The sequence below is a fragment of the Paenibacillus rhizovicinus genome (assembly GCF_010365285.1).
Taxonomy (GTDB): Bacteria; Bacillota; Bacilli; order Paenibacillales; family Paenibacillaceae; genus Paenibacillus_Z; species Paenibacillus_Z rhizovicinus.
In genome coordinates, this window is record NZ_CP048286.1 from 3,544,324 (window position 1) to 3,567,914 (window position 23,591).

Below are 23,591 nucleotides of genomic sequence, written 5' to 3' on the forward strand. Positions count from 1 at the left end.
ATCGAGAATTGCGAGTCTGCGTAGGATGGCTACCGTTAGGATGCCCTCTTCTTCAAACCCTTGATTCACAGTCGGCATTACAAGTGATTAACATTTAATTTACACAAGGTCCGGTATGCTGTCAACTCACAAAAGCGGCCGTTTTGGTCGGTATTGGCAGGTTTGTGCGGATTTAAAACGCAAGCGTCCCGCAAGCTTGATTCTTCTTGGTTTCAGGCCCATCCGTTACCGATTGCGCTTATAGGCGTTCACAATCGCCGCCGGCTCCCTCTTAGCGATGGCAAATGGGTTGCAAAAAAGGAAAAAAAGAGCTGTCCGCCGCAGATCACTCTGCGAGGGACAGCCCTTCTTGTTTCGTCTATTACGACTGCGGCGTGCCGTTGTCGTTGCCGCTGTCCGGATCGATCGGAGGGGCGATATCGCCAGCTTCCTTCGATTGGATGCGCACTTTCACACCGCCGATCGTATCGATGATCGGCTCGCCTTTTGGCTCTTCGGATGCAGATACCGGTCCACCAGTAGATCCGTCTCCGCCCGTGTCTCCTGCAATCGAACCGCTCTCGATCAGGCGCTTGATTTGCTCGATTTCGAGCGTCTCTTCGCTGAGCAATGTCTGTGCAATGAGATGCACTTCTTTGCTCTTCTCGGTGAGCAGCTTCTTCGCTCTCGCGTAGCAGTCTTGAATGATGGACTGCATCTCTTGGTCGATCTCGTATGCGATGGCATCGGAGTAGTTCTGCTCATGTCCGATGTCTCTGCCCAAGAACACTTGACCTTGAGAGCTGCCGAACTGCATAGGGCCCAGCTTGTCGCTCATGCCGTATTCCATGATCATGGCGCGCACGATGCTCGTCGCTTGTTTGAAGTCGCTGTAAGCGCCTGTGCCGATTTCGCCGATGAATACTTCCTCGGCAACGCGTCCGCCAAGCAATCCCGTGATTTTATCCAACAGCTCCTGCTTGGTTGCCAGCATACGGTCGCCATCTTTAGGAAGCATGATGACGTAGCCGCCTGCTTTACCCCGCGGGATAATCGTAACTTTATGCACTTGATCCGCATGCTCCAAGAAGTAGCCGACAATCGTATGCCCGGCTTCGTGGTAAGCGACGATTCGTTTCTCGCGGTCGCTGACGACACGGCTGCGTTTCTCCGTACCGACAATGACGCGGTCGATGGCATCGTCCACTTCCAGCATGCCGATGTCTTTCTTGTTGCGGCGTGCCGCAAGAAGCGCTGCTTCGTTCAGCAGGTTCTCCAGATCCGCACCGGTAAAGCCGGTCGTACGTTTCGCGATAACGTCAAGTTTCACGTCGCGAGTGAGCGGTTTGTTGCGCGCATGGACTTTCAGTACCGCTTCGCGGCCTTTCACATCCGGGCGGTCAACCGTAATTTGACGGTCGAAACGGCCTGGACGGAGAAGCGCCGGGTCAAGAATATCCGGACGGTTCGTTGCCGCTACGATGATGATGCCTTCGTTCGCGCCGAAGCCGTCCATTTCAACGAGGAGCTGATTAAGCGTTTGTTCGCGCTCGTCATGGCCCCCGCCAAGTCCGGCGCCGCGCTGACGTCCGACGGCATCGATCTCATCGATAAAGATAATACATGGCGCGTTCTTCTTCGCGTTCTCGAACAGGTCGCGTACGCGGGAAGCGCCGACGCCGACGAACATTTCGACGAAGTCGGATCCGGAGATGCTGAAGAACGGCACGCCCGCTTCGCCCGCAACCGCGCGAGCAAGAAGCGTTTTACCCGTTCCCGGAGGTCCGTTTAGCAAGACGCCCTTCGGAATTCTTGCTCCGACGGCCGCGAACTTGCGGGGATCCTTCAAGAACTCGACCACTTCGACCAGTTCTTGTTTCTCTTCGTCGGCACCCGCCACGTCTTCGAACGTGACGCGTTTCTTCTCTTCGTTATATAGACGGGCTCGGCTCTTGCCAAAGTTCATTACTTTGCCGCCGCCGCCTTGAGCTTGATTGATAAGGAAGAAGAACAGGATGAAGATAATGACGAACGGAATGATCGATGTCAGGAAGGTCAGCCAAATGCTTTGGCCCTCCATCGGCTTGCTCTTGATCACGAATCCGTTCTTAGCCTGCGCATCGTAAACTTCCTTGACTACGAACTCTTCGACGTTGGAGTGGGTATAGAATTGGTTGGAGTCTGAGTCTGCCGGCTTCTTCCTGTACTCACCCGTAATCAAGTACGAGTACCCGTCGAATTGATATTCCAGCTTCGCGATATTGTTGTTCTGAAGTTCCGTCCTAAATTGGTCGTAGCTCAGTCCAGTGCTGGAATCGTTTTGGCTGCTGATAAATTGGAAGATCCCGACGGTCACCAAAAAAATAATCAAATAAAAGCCAGTATTGCGGATGATCCGATTCATCCCCTACCTCCTCTCAAGACGCAAAAAAATAAGTGGACCTTGCATCGGGAAGCTCCCGTAAGCGGGAGCCGTCCTGCAAGGCGAATTGCATCCTCGCTAGCTTCGTTTACTTCTCGTAAACCTCGGGCTTCAAGATGCCGATGATCGGCAAATTGCGGTATTGCTCCGCGTAATCGAGCCCATACCCGACGACGAAGGCGTCAGGGAGCACAAAACCTTTATAGTCCGCTTCCAACTCCACCTTGCGTCCCGCCGGTTTATCAAACAGCGTGACAAGCGTGATGGACTTGGCGTTGCGGCGCTCAAGCACGTCAATGAGGTAGCTGAGCGTAAGCCCGCTGTCGATGATATCTTCAACAATGAGCACGTCGCGTCCCTGCACCGAAGCGTCAAGGTCCTTGATGATTTTGACAACGCCGCTGGTCTTGGTCGATTGTCCGTAGCTGGATACAGCCATGAAATCGATCTCGAGCGGAATCGTAATGGTCTTCACCAAATCCGCCATAAAAATAAACGCGCCCTTGAGCACGCAGATAACAAGCGGATTGCGTCCCTCAAACTCACGGCTGATGGTGTCGCCAAGCTCTTGTACCTTCTGCTGAATTTGGTTTGCGTCGTAAAGCACCTCTTGAATGTCGTTCAGCAATACGGGCCCTCCTAATGTTTCTTGCCTATACTTATGAATGGTTCCATGCACCTTATTCGGACAATTGGTCAGCCGGTAAAATCCGACGCAAACTGCGCTTTCATGCGAATGACGCGTTTTGTCGAATCGGCGACTGTGGCCACGTTCGATCTCCGAATGCCCGGAATCCATAACACAAATCCATTGGCGTCGACAACAATCGGCAGCACCTCGCGGCGCGAGGGAGCAACACGATCATCAACGAACATATCTTGTACTTTTTTGGTGCCGTTTAAACCAAGCACCGCCATACGGTCCCCGGGTCGTCGGTTTCGTATCGTGAGCGGGTATTGAATGACGTCGGCGTCGAACAGCGCTTCAAGCCGGTTTCCCGGTCTCCGCACGGATGCAGCCGAAGTTTCTTCGAACGTCAAAATTCCTTCTGCCTCGGGCAGCCGCAAGGCCGTTGCGCCTTCCATCACCGCGTAAGCATATCCTTCCGATGATCTCTCTTCCCGATCGGAACGGACGAAAAGCAAATTGTCGTACTCGCGCACGAATCGGATTCCGCCGCCTGCATCGAAGTTCCACGTCGCGGCTCCGCGTTCGGAAGCTGCGTGCCGTATCGTTTCAATGCTGTCGAAAGAAGTGGATTCCGTTTCCAAGCCAATATAGTTCAATATTAGTTTAATCAATCTCCTTTGTAAAGCGACGTGCAGACCGAGCAGCGCTTTGCGGTTCAATTGGCATCCCTCGCGGTGCGGCAGGACATGGCGTTCGTAAACCGCCTTCGTTTCTTGCGCCAGCCAGTCGTCCTCGGCCGCTGCAAGCTCCGCCAATCGGACGAGCGACTGCGGGAGCTGCGGGTTAAACGCCGACAAGTAAGGCAGGATATCCAATCGGACAAGGTTGCGAAAATAATGCCGTTGTCCATTGCTGCTATCTTGGCTGTACGGGATGGCCCACAAATCGCAGTAGCGCAGGATGTCTGCCTTGTATTTACGCAAAAGCGGCCGAATAAGTTCCACGTTTTTTTCGAATCTTGAAATCGGGATGCCGGCAAGCCCGCCGAGACCGGTTCCGCGCACGACGCGCATGAGCACCGTCTCCGCTTGATCGTCGGCATGATGGGCAAGCGCAATGCGCGCTGCGCCGTATGTATGGGCGACGCCATGAAGGAATGCATACCGTTTCTCGCGCGAAGCGGCCTGGCTGTTCATACGCGATTCTTCTATATAAGCAGGCATATCGATATAGGTAGATTCGCAAGGAATGCCAAGCGCGGCGGAGAACTGCCTGACCGACTCGGCTTCGCGCGCCGATTCCTCCCCGCGAAATCCGTGATCGACATGGGCGGCAACCAAGCTCAGGCGCTCCCGCCCGGAAAGACGGTGAAGCAGATGGAGCAGCGCCATGGAATCCGGACCGCCAGAGACGGCCACCACCACCGTATCCCCCGGCGTCCAGAGACCTTCTTCCCTGGCAAGCTCCTCGAGCTCGCCCAACCATTCATCCACTTCCTTCAATCCTTCCTGTAAATCTAGTTTCGGTGATTGCTTCTAAACCAATCTGCTAGGGCTCGCCCGCAAACGCCCGGCATCCATTGCCATTACAGCCCCGAACGCAGCAACCAATACACCGTCGTTGCCAGCACGATCGCCGATAACGCGAACAGTCCCTTCATCCAGCGCGGGGCGGGCGCGCCGGAATCGCTGCGCTCGCGGCTCGGCCGGTGCATCCACTGCTGCCAGGCGGCGGCCGCTTCGCGCGCATTGCCGAACTCGCCGTAGAGCGCCTTGCGCAGCCAGCCGCTCATGGGTCTAAGCTGCGGGCTCGTCGCCGCGAGCTTCGCCAGCTCCTCCTGCGTCCGCGTCTGCGGAAGCAGACCGGCCGTCAGCTGCGCCAGCCTGCGGCCTTCATGCAGCTGCACGCAAAGAACGGCGAACGAGAACAGATCATAGTCCGCATTCGCCGTGCGCGAGCCCGCATTCCAATAGCCGCGGTCGTAGATCTCGGTAAACTGCCGAACGCCTTTGCCGAAGGCGGTGGCGCCGCCGTAATCGACGAGCTCCGGCCGCCCGTAATCGGCGACGATGACGTTCTCGACCTTCAAGTCGCCGAAGGCCCAGCCCGCTTCGTGCAGTTCCGCCAGTTTGCCTAGCAGATGAAATCCGACGACGGGGAACCATTCCTTGCCCTGGCGTTGCAAATAATCGCCCAGCGTCATGCCTTTAATATATCGCATGACATAGAAGGGATAGTCCTTCCCGTCCGTTGCCTGATAGTCGTCCACGTCGACAAGAAACGCGCCGGACCTGCCCTGCTTTTGCTTCTGCTTGGCGATGGATTGGAGCACGTTCACTTCGGATTGCAGGTCAGCGGCATCGGCGCCGATCTTCAAAGCATATAAATACCGCTGCCGTTCTACCAAAAACACCTTGCCGTTGGCGCCTTCGCCGAGCGGCCTCTCAACCCGGTAGGCGCCCTGCTTCCATTTGCCCCGGATCAGCGTGCCGCGGGGGAGGCTCCAATCAAACGACGTAGTCACTCATCATCCCGTCCGTTTCATCATTCTTCCTACTACCATAATCGGCTTTATGGTAAAAATCAATGACATGCAAAATCGCCGGCCCCGTCGGCGTCGTGCCGCGCATCTGCAAACGCGGGAAGATCGCGTTCACGCCGCTGATGTCCGTCGTCCAATCCAGATCCATCCTGCAGTCCTCGCCGTAGGAGGAACCGGGGAAATGGAATACCGACAGTTCGCTGCCGCCCTGCCGCGATTTCAAACTGATGGCCAAATCCCGAATCGCTTCTTCGACGGCATGCAGCTTCGGCTTCATGCTGGCGCTGGCGTCGATCAGAAGCGCCACGCTCAGCTTGCTCGTCTCGCTAAGCTCGTCGATGACGCGTACGACTTCGCCGCGTTTCTCCGGCGGAAGCTCTTCGATGGAAGAGGCGCCAAGCACTTGTTTCAGCTCGCGATGCACCGCATGCTGGATGGTTTGCACGACGGTTTTGCGCGTCAGCATCTGCACCGTCTGGGACAGCTGGCGCGTATGCGAAAGCCTGCTTAGGCCGCCGCCGGCTTTGGCGATTTCCTCGATCTCCGCCGTACCGAATTCGACAAGGTCGCCTTGATCGACGACACCAACGACATTGACCGTAATGCCGGCGGCATAAGCTTGAGCTGCCGCAATAACAGGACTGACACCGACATTGGAACACCCGTCGGTCACTAATAGAATCTGCTTCATAGTTCATTCCCCCAACTGCTTGAGATTCAAACGCTGGCGCTGGCTAGCACTCGTTCTATCAGCATTGCCATATTTAAGAGAGAATAACCTTATTTCAGGCAGCAAGTGCACGCAGACGGCGAACCTTGAGACAGTTAAACGCTCCGTTTGAGTTTGCTAGTCATAGAGTCTGTTTGATCAAGCCACACCGAACGGGTATGGAACTGCGTGCACGCTAAAAGCCTGCCAATGGGGCAGGCTTCTCCGTCCAGGGGCCGCTTACGACAGTGGCCCCCTGCTCTTATTGATCCCGAAGAATGGCCGGAGCACGCTCCGGATGCTGGGCGTTATCGGTCGCTCGTTTGCGATGCCGGGCGTCGGACATCTGTTTAGGCTGCTGGACGTCGGACATCTGTTTAGGCCGCAAGGCGTCGGGAATAGGGATATTCTGCGGTTTGTCGGCTATATGCTTATGGTGCGGCGGGTCGGCTGCGAGTTTGAGACGATAGATCCCCGTCATCTCCTGCCGCTTCCCTAACACGGGTTCACGCTTGGGGGCCTCGGACGCTCGCGGCTTGTGTTTATCGGCGTTCGCCATCTGCTCGCGCTCCGCTTGATTCGCCGGCACCGTCGCGCGCAAACCCTCATCCAGCTTGCGCTGCTGGACATCCCGTTCCCGGCGCTGGCGGAGTTTCCTCCGATCCAACTGAATGACTTGCCCCATTGGCGCCGCCGGTACGGTCCCGCGTTCCACCGCTGGTACAGCCCCGCGTTCCACCGCCGCTCCGTTATTTTTCGCAGCTGTTTTCTTGCTTCTATTAGTAAATGCGTTTCGCATTAATTGAATAAGTATCATTTCAGCTCACCGTCCTTGGACGCTCGACCTTGGTCATGCCAGGCCAGCGGAATGTCGCCCACTCGGGCTGATGCTTGTCTACTCTTGCGACGACAACCGTCATATCATCCACAATGTCGCCTTTGTGGTGCCGCACGACCGTATCCAGAAGCGTATCGGCGATTTCCTGCGGATTATCGGTCTTGATCTCGTGAATGATGCGCTTCATCCACAATTCTTTGTTCACCGCGTATCCGGGCGCGTCGTAGATGCCGTCGGTCATCATAATGAGCGTGTCTCCCGGCTGCAATTGTACTCGAATCAGATCTATGTCAATGTCCTGCAAAATCCCTACCGGCAAATTGTTGGCCGAGATCGGAATCACTTCGTTCCCGCGCTTGATGAAGCTGGGTGTTGATCCGATTTTCATGAAGGTCGTCTTCGCCGAATACATGTCGATGAGTGCGACATCGACCGTCGCGAACACCTCGTCCGAGGAGCGAAGCAGCAATACGGAATTGACCGATTTAATGGCCAGCTTCTCGTCCATGCCGGATTGCAGCAGCTGCTGCAAAATCGAGAGCGCCGTACTGCTCTCCTGCTTCGCCCGCTCTCCATTGCCCATGCCATCGCTGATGGCTACGGCAAACTTGCCGTTGCCAAGCTCGACGGTACTGAAGCTGTCTCCCGACAGCAAGTCCCCGCCCTTGGCGAGTCCGGCTACGCCGGTCTCGATCTCGAATGCCTTTGCCGTGCCGAAGACGACCAGCGAAGCCCCGCCGTCCTTCTCCGGAAGCCTCTCCGACATCACGGCGATCGGTTCGCCTAGAATATCGGATAGCAGCGGCGCAATGATTTTGCGGCACTCGTCGTAGCCTTGTCCGAAGGTGTGGTACACCTCGATTTCAACATTCCCCTCCTCCAAATTAATGACTTCGATGCCCTGTATCGATAAACCGAGCCCCTCCAGCGCTTCTCGGATTTGTTCTTCCTGTAAGTGCAGCTGCTGTCCTTCCCGTTGGATCTCCTTCGCCAAGTCTTCCATGACTTGCGAGACGCCGGAAAGCTGCTCCGCCACGAGCTGACGCGATTCGTTCAACTGTTTCCGCCATTTGAGATCATGTTGATACAGTTCATACTGCTGCTGCATCACCGTAAGCACTTCGTGCGACTTGATGCAGTGCACGCTCCACTCCTTCGGCACCTCCTTCGGTCTTACGCGTCGTCCCTCCTCTACCGTAGTCATCATGCTCGTCATCATGCGGTACGTGTCATAGAATTTCCCCTCCCAACATTGATCTTTCCGGTGGCACGAGCTGCATGTCCGCTCCGCGGCTGCATTCATGAAGTGGCCGACGGTTTCTTCCCTTCTGTCCTTCTCTTCCGTTGTGCCGCCGAATTGCCCGAAACTTCGGGACAGCTGGCGAAACACTTCCGAGAATTGCGCAACTCGCTGCGCCGTCACGTCCCGTACGCGCTTGGCGTACTCATGCTGTGATTTGACATGTTCCTGCGTGCCTGGCACGTATTTGGATATGACACGTGTAATCGATTTGGGGGTGAGCAGCAGCAGCGCTGCCGCAATGACGGACTCCCAAGTGGAGTTCATCACATCTGCCTGATTGCCGATATAGATCGAGAGGATCGAGGCACCGAGCAGCATACCGAAGGCTACGGCCATTTTGCCGCCTTCTCGAAGCAGTCCGGCGAGCAGCCCGGCAAAGGCGAGCAGGCTCATCTGCACGATCGCGTTGGCATCCGCCAAGCTTAGGATCAAGCCGGCCACGACGCCGACCGATGCGCCAAGCGGCGCGCCGCCGACTAAGGCGAACAGCAACAGCATATAACGCGACATGATGTGCTCGATCGACAAGCCTTGGACAGCCCAGCCGACGGCGCCTGTCATGATAGATGCCATCATGATCATGAGGCAGATGATTTCCTCGTTCTTCAGCGCCGAAGTCTTCTTCGTAAAAGTCAATACCGGTATAGCCTGTACGAATACGAGGGTGAGCACGAATCCGAGCGAGGCCTCCACGCCGACCATCATCAACTCATACCAGCCGAGCGTGCTCTGGATGACGACGTCGAAGAGCCGGACAAGCAGGGTTGCCATGAAAACGAGCAGCGGCGCGTAAGAGAGCTCGGCTCGCTCGTAGGCTTCCAGTCCCTTCATCAACAAGTAGACGACGGCGAGCTCCATTGCGATCCACATCGGCTCCGGCGTGACGGCGAACCAGCTGCCGGCAATAATCGAAACGGCTACCGGCAAGTACAAATCCCGTCTTAGAAAGTAGATGACTGTGAAGTAAGCTACCGCAAACGGGGTCAATGACTCCAGGATAACGGCTCGTCCTAGCAAAAATCCGACGGCCATTAGAATAAACGTCCATTTGCGCGAGTCGATCAAGCTGGCTAATCGAAGGGCACCGGTGCGGTCCAGCCCTCTATGAAGAGCTGACTGAACAAAACTTGTCTTTTGCACGCCGGGAAACATCACGACTTTCGGTTTGACTGCCATGGTGAGAAGCACCACCCTTTTCGCAATATTGTATCGCCATTATAGAACCGCCGAATCAAGAAAGTTTGTCAGAAAGCGTTGTCAATGCAAAAGTTTTTTCCGACAATTTCGCCGCGGCGGGCGGCGGCGTGTCGCTTGCGCCTTTTCCTACGGCCCTCTTGGTCTAAGCCTCGGGCTGTGCGGTCCGGCCATCTTGGATTTCAACAAAATTAGCGGCCGATTTCAGCGCCAAAGTCGGCAGTTCGCCGTCCGAACCTGTCGGGATACCGTGAGAACAAGAGAAAAGTTTTTGCCGTGGGCGGGTATATTTCGTGAATGGACCGCATAATAGCGGCTGCATGGGGGCATTAGGGGACGGAAATGACGAGACACGATCGCGCGCATGGCAGAGAAACGAGCGTGCGCATGGCGGAAATCAAAAAAGGCAGTGCCCGAGGGCACTGCCTTAAAAGATGCTATGCAATTAAACGCGCTTCGCTCCGCGTCCGCCGCGTTTGGATTCTGTGTTCTTCTTCAGGGAGGACATACGCTCTTCGCTGTCTTTCAGGAAGCGCGACACCTTATCCTCGAATGAAGGTTTACCATAGGCAGGCTTGCCGCCACCGGCTTTATTAAATGGACGACCGCCGCCACCGCCGCCGCTTGGACGATTAAATCCGCCGCCGCCTGGTCCGCGATCTCCCCCGCCGCCCGGTGCGCCTGTACGGTTGAACCCGCCACCGCCGCCGCCGCTTGGACGATTGAAGCCGCCTGGCCGATCTCCGGTGCGCTCACGCTGAGGTGGTACAGAACCTTCTGGCCGGTCGATTGCTTGTTTGATGGAAAGCCCGATTTTTCCGTCTTTGTCTACATTAATGACCTTCACTGTCACGACATCTTCCAGCTTCAAATGGTCCTTAACATCCTTGACGTAGTTATCGGCAATCTCTGAGATGTGAACTAGCCCTGTGACACCTCCCGACAAATCGACGAATGCTCCGAAATGCGTAATGCCTGTCACCTTGCCTTCTAACTTGGCGCCCACTTCAATTGCCATAGGTAAAAATGTTCCTCCCTAACCGTTATGCGAAGCTTCAAGCTTCGTGAGCCGCAGTCCGTTAGGGCCGCGGAGTAAAAAGAATAAGGTAAGCCGAAAAATGCGGTCTACTTAAGGTGATTATACCCGAATGGCAGAAGCAAGGCAACAGACGGATACCCGATTCCATGCCTATCTACGGCTGTTGCAAAACCTCGATCGGCCGTTCGCCCTTCTTGACCATGCCTAGCTCCTGCGTCGCTTTAAGACCAATATATTCCGGGTCGTTCAGCCGCTTCACTTCAAGCTTCAAGTCCTCGGACTGCTGGGTAGCTTCATTGATCTTCAATTTCGCTGCGGCCAGCTTCTGCTCGGCCTTTCCTTGATGTTGCAGCTGCGTTACAAATGTATAAAGCGCCCAGCCCATGAAAAGCGTGACGAATATCAGCCAAATCTTCAATCTGCGTTTCGTTCCCGTGCGTGCAGACGATGGGTTCGCGTTTGCCATTGCCATTTCATGGACCTCCTGACGTAAATGACTACTCTTCCTTATTCGAATCCTTGCGATTCTTCCAACGCTGCCACAGTCCTGCGGCGGCACTTGCGCCGGCCTTGAGCCTGTCCGCAACCCGCCACTTCGTGATAATAGGATTTACCCGCTTATCCCACCAGCGAAACGCCGGTTTCCAAATCGGTTTCGTCATCCATGATAGCAAAAGCCAGAACGGACGAACCAATTGTACCACAATTTTGAAGAGGAACATAGTAAACGCCCGGAAAAAGGCCACTAGAAGCTTTGCCAGCCGATAGAATAGAATAAGCGGTTTAATGATCAGCAGCTCGAAGGTTTTGATCACGAACCCCGTAATCGCACGGACGGTCCGAATAAGCAGCTTCACGAGCGAGACGGTGATTCTGCTGAACAGCCAGTAGTAACACCCGATACCGAGGATAAGCCCCAGAAACACATAGAACCGCACTTCGCCGTGATTGCTGGAAGACAGCACTTGGAAGACCGCGATCGTGGCGGCGATCCAGTACAGCAGGTCGAAGACCGGCACCCAGATGCGGCTGATTCGCAGCTCGTCCGACACGACGCGATAACCGTCGAAAACGATGCCCATCCCGATCCCAGAGAGAAGCATCGTCATCATGGTCCACCATTGAACGCTTAAGCTTACGCTCACTTGAAGATCTTCCCGAACAGGCCCTTGGATTTCGAGGCCGTATTGCCGTCCAAATACGTAAGCGAATGGACAAGTCCTTCAATGGCGACAAGCCCCTGCTCCAGGCTTAAATGCTTCATATGCAGATTCTGTCCGCGAATCGCCAGGAAGCCCAGCTCCGTCTCCAGCAGAAACTCTTCCACATCGAAGCTCTCCACGTTCATCACGCCGGTAATCTCAAGGATCTTGCGATTAAGCATTTTGATTTCCTGGCGCTTCTGTCCTTTGTTTCCTTGCTCCGTCATTGCCCCGTCCCCCTCCTACGAGCGTACTGGTAACTGAGACTAGCCTATGATTAGGAGGCAGGGTTTAGAACCTGTCCGCATATACGGGTCGTCAACGAAAAAGCCTCCAGTGCCGCTGTCGCAGCGGGCTGGAGGCTTCCTGTATTACTGCCAATCCATCTTGTTCTCGGACTGGCGCGATTCTTCTTTCAACAAGGTATACATCCCGCTAGCCTCGTCCTTCTTGGTCGTCTCCGCAATCCGCTCGATGCGGACGGTGACGATCTTCTGGCCGTATTGAATCTTGAGCTCGTCGCCGGCTTTGACGGTGCTGCTCGCCTTGGCTTCACGGTCGTTGATCCAGACGCGCCCTTGGTCGGACACGTCCTTCGCGACGGTACGCCGCTTGATCAAACGCGATACCTTGAGAAATTTATCAAGACGCACTTACTTAATAGCGTCCTTCAGTTTATTGCCGGCTTTGAATGCAGGAACTTTGGATTCCGCAATTGTGATCGGGTTGCCGGTTTGCGGGTTGCGACCCGTACGGCCGGAGCGTTTGCGCGTTTCGAACGTGCCGAAACCGATCAATTGCACTTTATCGCCGCCTGCGAGGGCGTCAGTTACTTCACCGAGGAAGCCGTTCAGAACAGCTTCAACGTCGCGTTTCGTCAAACCGCTTTTTGCCGCAATGTTGTTCACCAAATCCGTTTTGTTCATCGTGAAAAATCCTCCTAATAGTTCAAATATAGTTGTAGGCAGCTTGAAAGCCCGCCGCATAGCTTGATTTCCTCAAACGTACTATTCTGCTCGCTAGCAAATAAATCCTGCCTGACTGGAAAATATTTTTGTGTTTTATGAGGAAATTAGCCGAATTTTGACGAATCTTCTGCGTTGTTCTATGGAAGACGCTTCGCTTCCTCCCAGAAACGATCCATCTCTGTTAAATCAGTTTGGTCAAAGGTGCGGCCGCTTATACGAAGCTGCTCCTCAATATATGAAAATCTCTTCTTGAATTTCATATTCGTGCGGGCAAGCGCTTCTTCCGGGTCGGCATGGATGAATCTCGCAGCGTTGACCGCCGCGAACAACAGATCGCCTAATTCGCTGGCCTGCTCGTCGGCATCCTTGGCTTCAATGGCTTCGCGGAGCTCGGCGAGCTCTTCGGCGATTTTGTCCAGTACCGGCTCGATGTCGTCCCAGTCGAAGCCGACTTTGGCCGCCTTCTTCTGAATCTTGTAGGCCTTCATCAATGCAGGCAGGTCAGGCGGAATCCCATCCAGCTGCGAGGCATTGGTAGGATCGATGCCTTTGCGGCGCTTCTCCTCGGCTTTCATCTGCTCCCAATTCTGCAGCGCCTCCCGGGAATCCCCGGCTGCGGCATCGCCAAACACATGCGGATGGCGGAACAACAGCTTCTCGTTAAGCGTCTGGATGACGTCGTAAACCGAGAACGCGCCGACCTCTTCTTCCATCTGACTGTGGAGCATCACCTGCAAAATCACGTCGCCGAACTCTTCGCGCATGCCGTCGGGATCATCGTTGTCGAGCGCTTCGATGGCTTCGTACGTCTCTTCGATGAAATTCTTGCGGATGGATTGGTGCGTCTGTTCCTTGTCCCACGGGCAGCCTTCGGGACTGCGGAGGATCGCCACGATCTCGTGCAACCGTTCAAAGCTGCGATTGCGCAGCCGATCATCCGCGGAGCGCGGCAGCCATATGAGTGATAGGTTGCCGTAGCCCGGCGTCCGGTCCAATTCGTAAAGCGGCACCGTCAGAATCTGTTCTTCCCCGGGAACGCCCAACGCATGGCCGATGGTCACGGGGTAGTCGTCCGGCAGCAGCTCCATGAGCGTCAGCTTGACATCGGATGCCGTGAAGGCGTCATACACTTGGCCGATGACGGTATGCAGCTCGGTACGGATCAAGGATGGTTTCAACTCGGCGGCGTCCAGCAGCTGGAAGCCCTCGATCGGGTCGAAACCCAGACGCGTGAACGCTTGGTCCAAGAAGCTCTCGCCGCCGAGAATGTTCAGCGTGATTCCGTGCTGCGGGCAGCGCTCGCGCAGCAGCTGCACCGCGCGCTCCGCGACCATCGGATGGCCGGGAACGGCGTAGATCAGGGATTGCTTGGCCTTCGCCTGCTCAATAAGCGCATTGGTGATTGCCTCGTATACATCCGGAAAGGAATCCAGCTGCTCGTAAAGCGAATCGAACGAATCGTATGTAAGGTTATGCTCGCTGAACAGCCGCATCATCGGATGCTTGTCCGTCCGCACGAAGCGGTGCTCGGTTTCCTGCAGCTTGCGCCACACGCCGAGCGTGAGCTGGTCGGCGTCGCCGGAACCTAGGCCGACGACGGTAATAGTCGGTTGCATGTTTATTCCTCCTTTGTTTGGGCGGCCCGGGTTAGGGGGCCGATGGTGGCGCGTGGTGCGTGCGGGTGCGCCTGCGGCACGAGGGCTAGGCGCCTTTGGGCAGCAGGCGCCAGCGGCTCAAGCGGGCGGCGAGCGCATCGCCGCCCGGCAGCGCGCGCAGCTCGCGCGCGGTAACGCCGCCGAAGCGCAGCACGGCGGCGGCGAAGAGCGCTCCGCCGAGAGCGGTGCCGCCGAGCGCGAGCGCAGCGGCTGCCGCCCGCGGCGGCAGCACAAGGCCGAGCAGCGGGGCCCCGCCGCGCTCGGCCAGGACAAGCGCCGCGGCCATGATCGCGAGCGCGAGTCCCATGCCCGCGGCGCTCCTCGCGGGCACTGCCGCGCCGGCGGCGCGGCGGACGGCCGCCGAGCCCAGCAGGGCGGCCGCCGTGAGCGCAGCGATGCCGGCGCAGGCTGCGCCGGCCGTGCCGAACGCCGGCACGAAGGCGGCATTGAACGCCGCCTTCAACACCGCCGCGGCAAGCATAAGCAGGGCGGGGGTACGCACCGCCCCCAGCCCTTGGAGCACGGCCGCGGCAAGCGCGCTGACGGTTCCCGCAAGCGCCGTGCACCCGACCAGGGCAAATGTGCGCGAGCCGGCGTCGTCCGCGTACAACATCACATTAATGGGCTCGGCCAGCAGCGCGAGCCCGAAAGCAGCGGCTGCGCCGATGCCCCACGCGGCGCGCATGACGAGGGCCGCCTGCTGCCGGACGGCGGCCGCATTTCCGCTCGCGCGGGAGCCCGCCAGCGCGGGAACGAGCGCCCCGCCCATCGCGCCGGCAACCATGACGACCAGCTGCACAAGCGGCTGCCCACGGCTGTACAGACCGAAGAGCGACATTGCCTCGTCCTGGCCCAGTCCGGTTCCGCGCAGCAAGCGCGGAACCGTAAACGCGTCCACGACATTCAGCACGGGTACAGCGAGCGCGCCCAGCGTCACGGGAATGGCCAACAGCGCGAGTCGGCGCATCAAGGGGAGCAGGCCTCTCTCTTGTTCAACGGCATGCGGCTCATTGAACGGCCCTCGATCCTGCCCCGGAATCTGCTCTTGCCTCTGCCACTGGTCCAGCTCTTGTCCCTGACTCTTCACTTGTCCCTGCGACTGATCCCGCTCTTGTCCTTGACCCTTCACTTGTCCCTGCAACTGGCCCCGCTCTTGTCCTTGACCTTTCTCTTGTCCATGCGTTTGGCCAGACTCTTGTCCCTGCCACTGACCGTACTTTTGTCCCGCTGGTCCTACCCTTTGTCCCTCTGCCCCCCGCTCCCGCAGCCAATAAGCCGCAATCACGATCAGTCCGGCCATTCCGCCGATCGCCGAACCTGCCGTTGCGCCGGCCGCGAGCCGCTCATCCGACCAGCCGAGCTGCCAGCCCAACAGCAGCAGCGTCAGCATCCCGGCAACGCGCACGGTCTGTTCGGACAGCTGCGAGACGGCGGACGGCAGCATCTGTCCGCGGCCTTGGTAATAGCCGCGGAACGCCGCCATGGCCGGCGCCACCCAGAACGCCAGCGCGGAAGCTCTTACCGCAGATGCCGCAGCGTCATCGCCGAGCCATGCCGCCACCTGTTCGGAGCAGGTCCACAAGAGCAGGAAGCTCGCCGCGCCTCCGGCTGTCAGCAGCCAAACGCTTGCCGTCAGCACGCGCCTCGACCCATCCCCGTCGCCGGCTGCCTCCCGCTCCGCAACAAGCAGGGAAACCGCCACGGGGAAGCCAGCCGTCACCATGACGAGCAGCAGTTGATACAGGGGATAAACCGCGTTATAAATTCCGAACACGCGGTCGCCGGCAATGTTCTGGAGCGGAATCTTCTGCAGCGTGCCGAGCGTCTTGCTGATCAGCATCGCGATGCCCATCAGAGCGGCGCCCTTCATCATCCGCGGACCGCGGCCGCCATCCCGATTGCCGGTAACGCTTCGGCTTGCCTCCGTCTCCGCGATCCGAACTACCGCGCCGCTGGACTCCGCGAATTCATCCGCTATTCCGTTCACTCCCGTCCCCGCCGTCCGCTCGTTCACTCCCGTCTCCGGCACCCGCTCGCTCACTCCGCCGCCGGACTCCGGCCGCCTGCCTTCCGGCGCCTTCCCGTTAACGGCCGACGCAGCCCGCTCTTCCGCTGCGTTGCCGAACTTGTCCGAATGACCGCTTTCCCCTGTGAACCCGGCAGTCATTCCGTCCGCCGCAGCATTCCGTTCCGCCTTGCCACCAAACTCCGAACGCCCGCTTCCCCCCGCGAACCCCCCGCGCTCCTCTGGCTTTTGTTTCAACATCCGCACCTGCCTGTCTCTTCTCCTGCTCCCATTATACCCTAAACGCAGTTGCTATGAGTCCGCGCGGCTTCAAGAAATGACGGCCTTCCTCTTCTCGCGCGGCCCACCTTTGCCGCAAACAAGAAAAAGCTTCCCCAAAGGCATGTCCCTCAAGGAAGCTTGTATATGCTTGTTAATCCATATGGTCACGGCTCATATCAACTGCATGACCTGACCATCGTTACACCTGTTTGTTTCCAGTTTCCGCTCCGTCTGAACACTGTTTTACCCAGCTCGCTCAAGCTCTCGCTCCATCTGCTCACTGCCGAAATTCCCGGCTACTGCTCCATTTGTTTAGCCAAGAACCCGGCCGCGGTTTCCGCCATCTTCGTTTCCATTTGCGACATCTTAACCGCTTCGTCTTTGCTCAGCAGCACGACCGTCCCGATCGGATCTCCCCCGGCAACGATCGGAGCAGCTACGAAGGAAGTGAACGATTCGCCGATGTCCTTGACGACCTCGAACGAGCCGCCGCCGGATTCCACGACCGTTTTGCGGTTATCCATGCAGCTTTCGAGCATAGCGCCGATCTGCTTCTCCAAGTATTCCTTCTTAGGCGCTCCGGCAACGGCAATAATATTGTCGCGGTCCGTAATGAGCGTTATATGATTGGTGCTCTCCGAAAGGGACTCCGCATATTCCTTCGCGAAATCGCCCAGCTCACCGATTGGGGAATACTTTTTAAGAATAACCTCGCCATCGCGATCGACGAAAATTTCAAGCGGGTCGCCCTCGCGTATACGCAGCGTACGGCGGATTTCCTTGGGAATGACGACCCTGCCGAGATCATCGATACGACGGACAATTCCAGTTGCTTTCATGTTCTAGTTGCCCCACTTTCCTTGGAAGGTTTTGAATTGGACTGGACAATTTGTGCTGCTGGCAAAGCTTTATTATTCAAGAGGAGAGCATCCTTGAAAGAGGTGTTTATCGAACTGACCATAGTATTCATCCCCTCCCATTTTCTTATGCATTGCGCGGACGCCCGCAAACCGTCATCCGGCAGTATAGCAGGCATTGCCTGAGAAAGCCAAGAAATCCGCGCAAAAAAAAACCGCCGCTCATTGCCGAGCGGCGGGATGACGAAAGAACATCAAGGTGACCACGAAACCAATTACAGCCAATAACCGCCCCTGCCAGCGCCTTGCGCTTCCATTGCGTTCCATATCGATCACTCCTCGGGTCCACAGGTGATATTAATGCTTCAACAACTGTCCCAGCTCGCGCCGCAGCGCCAGGAATGCCGGCATTTCCCGAACTTCGGGCGTTCGCTGCGCCGGAAGTTTCACGTGGAACGTTTTTAGAATTCGGCCTGGATTCGCGCCCATAACGACGATCCGCTGGGAGAGGAAGATCGCTTCCTCGATATCGTGGGTGATGAACAGCACGGTCGTCTTCTCCTTCTCCCATACCTCGAGCAGCATCTCCTGCATTTCCAGCTTCGTCTGCGCATCCAACGCCCCGAACGGTTCATCCATGAGCAGCACTTTCGGCCGGTTGGCGAGCGCCCTTGCGATTGCGACCCGCTGCTTCATTCCCCCGGAAAGCTGCTTCGGATAGGCGCTGGCGAACTTCTCCAGCTTGATCACTTTCAGAAAATGATTGCTGATCGTCCGCCGCTCCAGCGTAGAAATCCCCTTCAGCTTCGGCCCGTACTCGATGTTCTCGCGCACGGTCAGCCAAGGAAACAGCGTATAGCCTTGGAACACCATGCCCCGTTCCGCGCCCGGCCCGACGACCTCATCGCCGTCCAGCGTGACGGAGCCGTCCGTCAGCTCATCCAGTCCGGCCACGATGCGCAGCAGCGTCGATTTGCCGCAGCCCGACGGTCCGACGATCGTTACGAACTCGTTAGACCCGATACGCAGATCGATGTCGGCAAGCGCCTCGAACCTGCTTTTCTTCGACGCATACACTTTCCCCAGGCCGGAAATGACGATTTCGCCCGAATTTGTCGTCCCTGCGCGAAATGCGCCGATTGCGGAGTCACTAGGTTCCGTATATACGGCTTCTTGCTTCTTGGCTGTTTCCATGCCCTTCACTCCCCGTTTCTTCTCCCATGGCGGGAGTTGTTTCCGTCGTCTTCCGGCGGACGGCTATGCCCAAGGGAACAGTCTGCGGTTCAAGAGCGCGAAGATGCGATCGCTGATCAAGCCGAGAAGTCCGATGACGATGATGCCGACGAAAATCTGATCCGTATTGAGGAAGCGCTGCGCCTTCATGATCGCATACCCGAGGCCGCTGTTGACCGCGACGAGCTCTGCCACGACGAGATACGTCCAAGCCCAGCCTAGAATCAGCCGGAGCGTGTTCATAAGCTGCGGCTGAATAGCCGGAATAAGCACGGTTTCAATCGCTTTCCAGCGTCCCGCCCCGAGCGTGAACGACGCTTGGAGCAGATCCGCCGAGACGCGGCGCGTATTATCGGCCACCATCAGCACAAGCTGGAAGAAGCAGCCGAGGAAGATGAGCAGCACTTTCGCCCATTCGCCGATTCCCGCCCACACCATAATGAGCGGAATGAATGCCACGGCCGGCATATAGCGGATGAATTCCATGGGAGGCTCCACGAACGCCTCTCCGTATTTGAACGTGCCGGCGAAGATGCCGAGCGGAATGCCGATGATGCAAGCGAGGACAAAGCCCGCGGATACCCGGAAAACGCTGATGCCGATGTGATGCCAATATTCGCTCGTGCCGAGCAGCTTGATCATCTCCGTCAGCACCTGATCCGGCGTCGGCAGGAAGACGGGATTGACCGCCTTCGTATAGCTCAGCGCCGACCAGAAGACGAGCAGCAGCAGGAATGAGAATCCGGCCGTGAAGGCAAACGGCCTCCCGCCGATATCCTTGAAGATTTGAAACCGATGGGGCTTTCGGCGTTTGGACACGTTCATGAGGATCACTCCTTGGCGGCTTTTTCTACGAAACGGGAATCGAACAGGGCATCGAAGTCTTTGATTTCGCCGACCATGTCGAGTTTCTTCAAGAAATCGGCTGTCGTCTTGGCGGTGTAGGTCAGCGACGAATAATCTTCGCCCTTGCTGAATGCCTTCACGTTGTCATCCGGCGTGAACAGCTTGATGCTCGAGAGCCCCAGCTTGAAGTCCTCCGGCGTCGTCTCCGCGTGCTTCGCCATCAATTCGATCGCTTCGTCCTGATGGTCCTTGAAATAGTTCAGCGCATCGAACCAGGCGTCCACGATCTTCTGAATGTCGTCCGGACGCTTCTTCACGACGGAGTCGCGGAAGACGAGCAGATCCGGAATGAGGCCCGGCGTATCTTTGGAGGAGAAGAGAATCTTGCCTTTGCCCTCTTTGACCGCCGTCGTTTGGAACGGCTCCCACAGCACGGAAGCATCCGTCTTGCCGGAGATGAAAGCAGGGCCCGCATCGTTCACGGTCATGTTGACGTAGTTGACATCCTTCTCGGACATCCCGTTCTGCGCCAACGCCGTCAGCAGCAGCAGGTGATCGACCGTGCCGAGCTCCGTTGCAACGGTCTTGCCCTTCAATTCTTTAATGGAACCGATGCCGGGCTTGCTTACGATGGCGTCGCCGCCGAAGGAATTGTCGTTGACGAGAACGGCCTTCAGGCCGATGCCTTTGGAAGCCGGCGCGAGCGTGTCGCTGAGCGTTTGGCTGTTCGCGTCCACTTTGCCAGTCGCCAGCGCCTGGAGGGAATCGCTGTAGACGGGGAACCATTTCAAGTCGACGTTTACGCCATGCTTGTCGAAGAAGCCTTTCTCATCGACCAAATACCAGAAGAACCAGCCCGGCCAAGCGCTGAGCGCAATCGTAATCGGGTCGTCCGAGGAGCTCGTCGAGGCCTCCTTGGAACTTCCGCAGCCAGCAAGCACCGTGAGCATCGCAATCAACATAAGCAGCGCAACCGATCGTTTCATCACTTTCATGTTCTCCCCACTCCCATTCTCTTTGTAGAAGAAGAAACGCTTTACCGCGCCTTGCGGCAAGCCGGCCTCTTCCCCATCATGCAGAAAAAGAAAAAGCCTAAGGAGAGATCTCCCAGGCTTTTGTCCTTCCGTGTTATATGGCGCCGCCGAACCGCATAATCGCGGAGCTGCCTGCCATACGCCGCCTCTTGGACCAGTCTGACCGCAATCGGTCACGGAACCCTAGACAGCATGGTGTTCCCAAGAAAGTGTTGCGATGCCGGGAACCGCTATTCGATTGTTAGATAACCTTACATTTGTCTCTATTGTAAAAGCACACTAGGTAATGTGTCAATATACGTGTTAGGTTTTATTACATCATTTACAACTTATTTAAACAGTCAAGTAGTGCCGAATCACTTCATCGTTCAAATCGCCAAGGCCGCCCTCCCATGCAACGGTCCCTTTCTCCAAGATATAGAAGTAGTCGCCGACGCTCTTCACGAACTCCAAACTTTGCTCGACGAGCAGGATCGACGTCTTCCCGTCCGCCTTGATCGCACGAATGACATCGCGGATATCGTCGACGATGGAGGGCTGAATCCCTTCGCACGGCTCGTCGAGCAGCAGCAGATCGGGCTCCGACGCCAGCGCCCTCGCGAACGCCAGCTGCTGCTGTTGTCCGCCGCTGAGGTCGCCGCCCCTGCGATCGTACATCGTCGGCAGCACCGGGAATTTCTCGATTGCCGATTCCGGGATGACCCGTTTCTTCGTTCCGGAAGCCTCCAGCCCGAGCAGCACGTTCTCGAACACGGTCAGCTGCGCGAACACCTCGCGTCCCTGAGGCACGTAGCCGATGCCTTTCTTCGCCCGCTGCCCCGGAGCGCGTTTGGTCAGATCGTTGCCTTTGTAGGACACCGTCCCTTTGCGCGCCTTCAGCACGCCCATGATGCTTTTCATCAGCGTCGTCTTGCCGACGCCATTGCGCCCGAGCAGGCAGACGACCTGCCCCGGCCTCACCTGCAGCGTAACGCCGCGCAGCACGACGCTCTCCCCATACCCCGCCTCAAGCTGTTGAACGGCTAGCATCGGCATCCCGCCTTTTCCCCAAATACACTTCCGCTACCCGGTCATCGCGCTGTACGTCTTCCATCGATCCTTCCTTGAGCAGCTTCCCTTCGTGCATGACGGTAACGAAGCTCGCGAAATTGCGGACGAATTCCATATCATGCTCTACCACGACGACAGACTGCGTCTTGCGAATTTCCTGCAGCAGCTCGCCCGTCTTCTCCGTTTCGTTGTCGGTCATGCCCGCCACAGGCTCGTCGAGCAGCAAGATTTCCGGCTCCTGCAGCAGCATCATGCCGATCTCCAGCCACTGCTTCTCGCCGTGCGACAGTCCGCCCGCCCGCCGATGCGCCTTCTCCGCAAGCCCCACCATCTCCAGCTGCGCCGCGATGCGGTCGCTGTCCTCCGCCCGCATCTTCGCACGCATGGCGGCGAACACGCCCCGGTTCTGCTTCATGGCGATTTCGAAATTCTCGCTGACGGTCAGCGATGCGAAGATCGACGGCGTTTGGAATTTGCGTCCGATGCCGAGCTCCGCGATCTGATGCTCTTTCTTCCGCGTAATATCGACGCTTCCCCCGCCGAACGTCACTTTTCCTGACGCCGGTTTCGTCTTGCCGCAGATGACGTCAAGCATCGTCGTCTTGCCCGCGCCGTTCGGCCCGATCAGGAAACGCAGCTCTCCCTTCACCAGCGTCAAGTTCATGCCCTGCACGGCTTTGAACCCGTCGAAATCGACGGTCACCTCGTCACACCGCAGGATAACGGACTCCATCTGCTCCTTCATCGGCCGCCTTCCTCCTTCTAAGCCATTTGAATTGACCAAACAGACCTGCCGCCCCCTTCGGTAGGAAGACGACGACGACAACGAACAATGCGCCCATGAACACGATCCAAATGTTCGGGTAAGATTCGCTGAAGGTGCTCTTCGCGTAATTGAGCAGCACCGCGCCAAGCACCGCTCCGACCAGCGTGCCGCGGCCGCCGATCGCGACCCACAGCACCATTTCAATCGAAGGAACGATGCCCATCATGGACGGAGAAATAATGCCGACATGAAGCACGAACAGCATGCCGGCCAGGCCGGCGAGCCCCGCCGAGAAGCCGAACGCGACCATTTGGTAGAGCGCCGGATCATAGCCGATGAACCGGACCCGGTTCTCGCCGTCGCGGATCGCCCGCAGCACTTTGCCGAATCGGCTTTTCACAAGAACCCTACATAATAAGTAGGCGCCGATGAGAAGCATGACCGTCACCCAATACAGCCATTTCTTCGTTTCGGGCGAGCCGAGCGAATAACCGAACAGCTTGCTGTATCCGGTGAGCCCATTCGTGCCGCCCGTATAGGCCTGCTGTCCAATGAAGAGCGTCGTCGTAATGATGACAAGCGCCTGCGTCAGAATCGTGAAGTATACGCCTCGGATCCGATTGCGGAACGTGACGTAACCGAGGATGAGCGCAAGCATCGCGGGCACTAATATGCCGGCGGCGATCGCGAATGGCAGCGATGCGAACGGTTTCCAGAACCAAGGCAGCTTCGTGAGCCCGCTCCAGTCCATGAAGTCCGGGAGCTTGCCGCCGCTGGCGTCCAGCTTCAAATACATCGCCATCGCATAACCGCCGAGACCGAAGAATACGCCGTGCCCCAAGCTGAGAATGCCGGTGTAGCCCCATATCAGATCAAGCCCCAGCGCCACGATGGCATAGGCCAGGAATTTGGCCAGCAGGTTAAGCCGAAAATCGCTCAGCACGAGCGGCGCGCAGAACAGCGCGGCCGCGGCCGCCGCATAGGCGGCCAACAGCCAGAGCCGCTGCGCCGATAATTTGCGAATGGGCATGAGGTT

General features: G+C 57.2%; 22 protein-coding genes and 1 riboswitch. All 22 genes read right to left on the reverse strand.

Going from position 1 to position 23,591, the window contains the following annotated elements; translation table 11 throughout:
• Window positions 1–361 precede the first annotated feature (361 nt).
• The 22 genes from ftsH to urtC all read right to left on the reverse strand — a co-directional run bounded on the left by ftsH (window position 362) and on the right by urtC (window position 23,585).
• Window positions 362–2,383 (reverse strand): ATP-dependent zinc metalloprotease FtsH, encoded by a 2,022-nt coding sequence (gene ftsH, locus GZH47_RS15850; RefSeq protein ID WP_162640933.1) that lies wholly within the window; start codon window positions 2,381–2,383, stop codon window positions 362–364.
• A gap of 106 nt (window positions 2,384–2,489) precedes the next feature.
• Window positions 2,490–3,029 (reverse strand): hypoxanthine phosphoribosyltransferase, encoded by a 540-nt coding sequence (hpt, locus tag GZH47_RS15855; RefSeq protein WP_162640934.1) that lies wholly within the window; start codon window positions 3,027–3,029, stop codon window positions 2,490–2,492.
• 68 nt (window positions 3,030–3,097) lie between these two features.
• On the reverse strand, window positions 3,098–4,525 hold the full coding sequence (gene tilS / locus GZH47_RS15860; RefSeq protein ID WP_162640935.1) for a tRNA lysidine(34) synthetase TilS: 1,428 nt from the start codon (window positions 4,523–4,525) through the stop codon (window positions 3,098–3,100).
• A gap of 92 nt (window positions 4,526–4,617) precedes the next feature.
• Window positions 4,618–5,556, reverse strand: a complete 939-nt coding sequence (locus GZH47_RS15865; protein WP_162640936.1) for a serine/threonine protein kinase — start codon at window positions 5,554–5,556, stop codon at window positions 4,618–4,620.
• Window positions 5,540–6,265 (reverse strand): vWA domain-containing protein, encoded by a 726-nt coding sequence (locus GZH47_RS15870; RefSeq protein ID WP_162640937.1) that lies wholly within the window; start codon window positions 6,263–6,265, stop codon window positions 5,540–5,542. The genes GZH47_RS15865 and GZH47_RS15870 overlap by 17 nt, the downstream gene beginning before the upstream one ends.
• A gap of 280 nt (window positions 6,266–6,545) precedes the next feature.
• A complete protein-coding gene (locus tag GZH47_RS15875; RefSeq protein ID WP_162640938.1) occupies window positions 6,546–7,100 on the reverse strand; it encodes a hypothetical protein in 555 nt (184 codons plus the stop codon).
• Window position 7,101: 1 nt separating this feature from the next.
• The gene (spoIIE, locus tag GZH47_RS15880; protein WP_162640939.1) at window positions 7,102–9,600 is read right to left on the reverse strand and encodes a stage II sporulation protein E; all 2,499 of its coding nucleotides are present in this window, start codon (window positions 9,598–9,600) and stop codon (window positions 7,102–7,104) included.
• Window positions 9,601–10,063: 463 nt separating this feature from the next.
• Window positions 10,064–10,636 (reverse strand): S1 domain-containing RNA-binding protein, encoded by a 573-nt coding sequence (locus tag GZH47_RS15885; RefSeq protein ID WP_162640940.1) that lies wholly within the window; start codon window positions 10,634–10,636, stop codon window positions 10,064–10,066.
• 175 nt (window positions 10,637–10,811) lie between these two features.
• On the reverse strand, window positions 10,812–11,129 hold the full coding sequence (locus GZH47_RS15890) for an FtsB family cell division protein (RefSeq protein WP_162640941.1): 318 nt from the start codon (window positions 11,127–11,129) through the stop codon (window positions 10,812–10,814).
• 25 nt (window positions 11,130–11,154) lie between these two features.
• Window positions 11,155–11,802, reverse strand: a complete 648-nt coding sequence (gene yabQ, locus GZH47_RS15895) for a spore cortex biosynthesis protein YabQ (protein ID WP_162640942.1) — start codon at window positions 11,800–11,802, stop codon at window positions 11,155–11,157.
• Window positions 11,799–12,086 carry a sporulation protein YabP gene (yabP, locus tag GZH47_RS15900; RefSeq protein ID WP_162640943.1) on the reverse strand — a complete coding sequence of 96 codons (288 nt, stop codon included), beginning with the start codon at window positions 12,084–12,086 and terminating at the stop codon, window positions 11,799–11,801. Before yabP ends, yabQ begins: the two co-directional genes overlap by 4 nt.
• 144 nt (window positions 12,087–12,230) lie before the next feature.
• A complete protein-coding gene (locus GZH47_RS15905; RefSeq protein WP_162640944.1) occupies window positions 12,231–12,512 on the reverse strand; it encodes an RNA-binding S4 domain-containing protein in 282 nt (93 codons plus the stop codon).
• On the reverse strand, window positions 12,513–12,785 hold the full coding sequence (locus GZH47_RS15910; RefSeq protein WP_162640945.1) for an HU family DNA-binding protein: 273 nt from the start codon (window positions 12,783–12,785) through the stop codon (window positions 12,513–12,515).
• A gap of 179 nt (window positions 12,786–12,964) precedes the next feature.
• The gene (locus GZH47_RS15915; protein ID WP_162640946.1) at window positions 12,965–14,443 is read right to left on the reverse strand and encodes a bifunctional methyltransferase/pyrophosphohydrolase YabN; all 1,479 of its coding nucleotides are present in this window, start codon (window positions 14,441–14,443) and stop codon (window positions 12,965–12,967) included.
• Window positions 14,444–14,528: 85 nt separating this feature from the next.
• Window positions 14,529–16,748, reverse strand: coding sequence for an oligosaccharide flippase family protein (locus GZH47_RS15920; RefSeq protein ID WP_225446546.1), 2,220 nt, complete (start codon window positions 16,746–16,748; stop codon window positions 14,529–14,531).
• Between the two features lie 317 nt (window positions 16,749–17,065).
• On the reverse strand, window positions 17,066–17,608 hold the full coding sequence (gene spoVT / locus GZH47_RS15925) for a stage V sporulation protein T (RefSeq protein ID WP_162640948.1): 543 nt from the start codon (window positions 17,606–17,608) through the stop codon (window positions 17,066–17,068).
• 375 nt (window positions 17,609–17,983) lie between these two features.
• Entirely contained in the window at window positions 17,984–18,820 is an 837-nt protein-coding gene (locus tag GZH47_RS15930; protein WP_162640949.1) for an ABC transporter ATP-binding protein, read from the reverse strand.
• 63 nt (window positions 18,821–18,883) lie between these two features.
• Complete coding sequence (locus GZH47_RS15935; protein ID WP_162640950.1) at window positions 18,884–19,684, reverse strand: ABC transporter permease; 801 nt, start codon at window positions 19,682–19,684, stop codon at window positions 18,884–18,886.
• Window positions 19,685–19,689: 5 nt separating this feature from the next.
• Entirely contained in the window at window positions 19,690–20,700 is a 1,011-nt protein-coding gene (locus GZH47_RS15940) for an ABC transporter substrate-binding protein (protein ID WP_162640951.1), read from the reverse strand.
• A gap of 107 nt (window positions 20,701–20,807) precedes the next feature.
• Window positions 20,808–20,937, reverse strand: a riboswitch (guanidine-I (ykkC/yxkD leader).
• Window positions 20,938–21,072: 135 nt separating this feature from the next.
• Complete coding sequence (urtE, locus tag GZH47_RS15945) at window positions 21,073–21,768, reverse strand: urea ABC transporter ATP-binding subunit UrtE (RefSeq protein ID WP_162640975.1); 696 nt, start codon at window positions 21,766–21,768, stop codon at window positions 21,073–21,075.
• Complete coding sequence (urtD, locus tag GZH47_RS15950) at window positions 21,746–22,534, reverse strand: urea ABC transporter ATP-binding protein UrtD (protein WP_225446094.1); 789 nt, start codon at window positions 22,532–22,534, stop codon at window positions 21,746–21,748. Before urtD ends, urtE begins: the two co-directional genes overlap by 23 nt.
• The gene (urtC, locus tag GZH47_RS15955; protein WP_162641004.1) at window positions 22,497–23,585 is read right to left on the reverse strand and encodes an urea ABC transporter permease subunit UrtC; all 1,089 of its coding nucleotides are present in this window, start codon (window positions 23,583–23,585) and stop codon (window positions 22,497–22,499) included. Before urtC ends, urtD begins: the two co-directional genes overlap by 38 nt.
• Between the last annotated feature and the right edge of the window lie 6 nt (window positions 23,586–23,591).